Below are 3,127 nucleotides of genomic sequence, written 5' to 3' on the forward strand. Positions count from 1 at the left end.
CTCCAAGAGCACGTCACAAGAGCACACCGCGCATGATCGCGAACAGCTGACACGACCCGCTCAAGCGTCCGAATCACAAGATCGTCGACAGAACCAAGGTCAGAGACGGCAAGGTCGCGAACCGGCCCATCTACGTCGTCATGGCTGTCACGGCCGAGGGCCACCGAGACATCCTCGGAATCTGGGCCGGCGACGGCGGCGAGGGTGCGAAGTACTGGCTGCAGGTGTTCACCGAGCTGAGGAACCGCGGCCTGGAGGACGTGCTGATGCTGGTCTGCGACGGGCTGAAGGGCCTTCCTGACGCGGTCGAGGCGGTCTGGCCCCGAACGATTGTTCAGACGTGCATCGTGCACCTCCTGCGCAACAGCTTCCGATATGCGGCCCGCCAGGACTGGGACAAGATCGCCAAGGCGCTGAAGCCCGTCTACACGGCACCGAGCGAGAGCGCGGCGACGGAGCGCTTCGGGGAGTTTCAGGACGCCTGGGGCGGAAAGTACCCGGCGATCGTCCAACTGTGGGAGAACGCCTGGGCCGAGTTCGTGCCCTTCCTCTCCTTCGACGTCGAGATCCGCACGGTCATCTGCTCGACGAACGCCATCGAGTCCGTCAACGCGCGGATACGCAAAGCTGTCCGAGCCCGCGGGCACTTCCCCAACGAAGCCGCCGCCTTGAAGTGTGTCTACATGGCACTGATGAGCCTGGACCCGACCGGCAAGGGTCGCAAGCGCTGGACCATGCGCTGGAAAGCACCATTGAACGCCTTCCAGATCGCCTTCGAGGGTCGGCTCACCCCGACCAACAACTGAACCCTCAACAACCAAGATCAGCCGTTAAATTGACACACCCCCCTCTCAGCTGTGAGGGGACGTGCACGGTCGCGGGGCCGGGGCCCGCTATCGGCAACGGTGGCGGTGGGCCGCCCGCGACCGGCACACCAACCCCGTAACACCCCTTACGGATTTGCCTTGTGACGAGAGGGGTAAAGTGATGATCGCTTCGCAGCACGGCGGCCGTGTCACACCACCCGACACCGGCCTGCCAGCCCTCGCCCCTGGCCGCACAAGCCAGGGGCGAGGACCTTGGGGGTGTGGCGGAACAGGCAGACGCGCCGGATTCAAGTCCCGGTGTCCCCGGACGTGAGGGTTCGACTCCCTCCACCCCTACCCGGCAGCCGCGGCAGCTCCCGCAGGTGGCAGGTCATTTCGTGTCGATAACCGCGTCGCCCACGATGACCAGCGGGGGCGGATCACCCGGGGCAGGTTCTTCCTTCATGCCGTAGATGACTTTGGCGATCTCGTCGTACATCCGGATGGATTCCGGGCGCCTCTCCCGGCTCCACGGGTATTCCCCGGCCCCGCCGTGGGCGTCATAGTCCAGACGCCGCAGGTAATTGGCAAGGGTAACCCCGTCGAGTTCCACCTTCTGCAGGCCGTTGTCCAGTGGGGTGACTTTCCCCTTGATTTCAGGGTCGGTCACATTGTGGGTGGCCGTGGTGGTTTCCCAGAGCGATTTGGTGGTCTCGATTTGGAAAGCCGTCATGCCAGCTGCCTTTTGCAGCCGGACAGACTGCTCGGGCGGCGAGTCGGTGGCGCAGCCCGACAGACCGAGGATCACGAACGCGGACAGGAGCGCCGGCGCGAGGCGGCTGGTTGATGTAGGCACGGGAGCAGGATCGGTGGCGTCGCGACGGGATGGGTCACTGATCACGGCGATAAGCCGAAAATCATCGGATTTATGCTGTAGTTGGATGATATTGAGGTAAGTATCGATCGTGTCTCACCCTGCGCTACCGTTGCGCGTCACAGCTGCCGTACTCTGCGTCACAGTCGAGCAGCAGGGGGTTGTGATGGCGTCGGGCCGCTTCGGGGACTGGACCTGGGTGATCCGTGGCATCGCTCTGGCGTACTGCCTGGGTGAGGGCGTGTTCTACCTGGGCTGGCTCACCGTGATGTCTTGGCGCACCGGGCAACAGCTGCCGGACGGTGACTCGATGCGGTGGGGGTTTCCGGTCCTGCTGGTCGGCTCGGCGCTCTTCCAGGTCCCGATGACCGGCTACATGTGGTGGCTGGACCTCGCGGCCGGCAGGCGCTTCCCGCGGTCGGTGCGGCTCTGGCTCCCCGTCGCCTTCGTGGCCGTGCTCTCCGTCTTCGTGATGGTCACCGCTACCAAGGTCGCGTTCCCCGCGTTCCTGATCGGCGCCGTCATGGCATTCTTGGGCATCATGGCCCTGTTCTTCCTACCGATGGCGCTGTCGCCCCGGCTCCCAGCGGTCCTGCGCGAACGCCGCAGGCTGACCCGGCACTGCTCCCGTTCGGTCCGCTGCCAGTCGCGCGACGTTATCGCCGAACGAGGCGTGCCGGATCGATGTCCAGGGGAAACGGCTCGGTGACAGCGGTGGTCTCGCCCGCTTGGACCAGGCGGTCGACGTAGCCGCCGTTTTCGAGGTGTCCGAGGTAGAGCCGGGGCGCGGGCTCCAGCTCCAAACGCCAGCAGTGCGCGATGCCGGCCGCGGCGTACAGGGCGGCCTTCATCTTCCGGTCGGTGACTCGGGTCGACGGCGAGGCGATCTCGATCGCGATGAGGACGTCGTGAGCGTCGATGGTCAGGCCGGCGGCCGATGCGGCGTCGGCGTTGATCACTGCGATATCGGGGATCAGCAGGCCGTCCGGGACGACGACGTTGACGGCTTCCAGTACCTCTACCGGCGCCTGGGCACTGTCGGCTGCGTCCATCAGGAGCATGGCCAGGCGCAGGCTTGCCCGCTGGTGCGGGACCCCCGGATTCGGCCTCATGAGCAGCGCGCCCCCGACCAGCTCGATCCGGTTGTGCGTGTCCTCGGGCAGGGCCAGGACGTCGTCCACGGTCCACGGCCCGTAATGATCAGCGATAGCAACGTTCACGCTTCCCCTTCACCTCCTCCGGATGGTTCCTCCCACCAGTGTGACCTGCCCGAAGGACCCCTGTCAGCCGACCACGGCCGGGGGGGGGGGGGGGCGGCGGGGGGGGCGGCCCCCCCCCCCCCCCGCGGGGCCCCCCCCCCCCGGGGGGGGGGGGGGGGGGGGGTTGTGGGGGGGGGGGGGGGGGGAAACAACAACACAAAAAAAAACACCCAAAACCGCGGGAGGAA

Annotated in this window: 3 protein-coding genes, 1 tRNA gene and 1 pseudogene; 3 read left to right on the top strand and 2 right to left on the bottom strand. The window is 66.4% G+C overall.

Going from position 1 to position 3,127, the window contains the following annotated elements:
• Positions 1-95: 95 nt before the first annotated feature.
• Both ACIP98_RS38175 and ACIP98_RS38180 read left to right on the top strand, forming a co-directional pair.
• Positions 96-806 (top strand): annotated as a pseudogene (locus ACIP98_RS38175) (IS256 family transposase); the annotation flags it as partial.
• Positions 807-1,081: 275 nt separating this feature from the next.
• Positions 1,082-1,163 (top strand) — tRNA-Leu (locus ACIP98_RS38180).
• 34 nt (positions 1,164-1,197) lie between these two features.
• Here the strand turns inward: ACIP98_RS38180 and ACIP98_RS38185 are convergent.
• Positions 1,198-1,662, bottom strand: coding sequence for a hypothetical protein (locus ACIP98_RS38185; protein ID WP_401980940.1), 465 nt, complete (start codon positions 1,660-1,662; stop codon positions 1,198-1,200).
• Between the two features lie 184 nt (positions 1,663-1,846).
• On the opposite strand from ACIP98_RS38185, the gene ACIP98_RS38190 reads away from it, so the two are divergent.
• Positions 1,847-2,389 carry a hypothetical protein gene (locus ACIP98_RS38190; protein ID WP_401980941.1) on the top strand — a complete coding sequence of 181 codons (543 nt, stop codon included), beginning with the start codon at positions 1,847-1,849 and terminating at the stop codon, positions 2,387-2,389.
• Here the strand turns inward: ACIP98_RS38190 and ACIP98_RS38195 are convergent.
• A complete protein-coding gene (locus ACIP98_RS38195; RefSeq protein WP_401980943.1) occupies positions 2,337-2,861 on the bottom strand; it encodes a Uma2 family endonuclease in 525 nt (174 codons plus the stop codon). The genes ACIP98_RS38190 and ACIP98_RS38195 overlap by 53 nt on opposite strands.
• Positions 2,862-3,127 lie beyond the last annotated feature (266 nt).

It is taken from the genome of Streptomyces sp. NPDC088354, assembly GCF_044753585.1.
Classification (GTDB): domain Bacteria; phylum Actinomycetota; class Actinomycetes; order Streptomycetales; family Streptomycetaceae; genus Actinacidiphila.

What these genes read in the sequence shown, in the direction of transcription:
- ACIP98_RS38190 (WP_401980941.1), top strand. Translation starts at nt 1,847, where the DNA reads ATGGCGTCGGGCCGCTTCGGGGACTGGACCTGGGTGATCCGTGGCATC.